Raw genomic sequence first — 426 nt, 5'->3', positions numbered from 1 at the left:
TGCGGGGGGCGTGCCGCCGCTGGCGCTGGACGCCCCGGTGCGGGTGCGCGGCGACGTCTCCAGCCAGTTCCTGACCGCCCTGCTGATGGCACTGCCGCTGGTGGCGCGCGCGCAGGACGTGGTGATCGAGGTGGTGGGCGAGCTCATCTCGCGCCCCTACATCCACATCACGCTGCAACTGCTGCAGCGCTTCGGCATCGCGGTGCGGCACGACGACTGGCAACGGTTCACGATCCCGGCCGGCAGCCGCTACCGCTCGCCGGGCACGATCCACGTGGAGGCCGATGCCTCCTCGGCCAGCTACTTCATCGCGCTCGGCGCGCTCGCCGCGCCGGATGCGGCGCGCGGGCCGCTGCGCATCCAGGGCGTGGGGCTGGATTCGATCCAGGGCGACATCCGCTTCGCCGAGGCGGCGCGCGCCATGGG

At 73.5% G+C, this 426-nt stretch carries 1 protein-coding gene; it reads left to right on the top strand.

Annotated elements, in window-relative coordinates:
• Positions 1-426 (top strand): hypothetical protein (locus tag AC066S_RS39600; RefSeq protein WP_478272029.1); only part of this gene is annotated, 426 nt, incomplete at both ends.

The sequence above is a fragment of the Bradyrhizobium sp. CFUWI genome, from assembly GCF_056429085.1.
The sequence above is the reverse complement of the archived record's forward strand: the minus strand, read 5'-3'. Positions and strand labels throughout refer to the sequence as shown.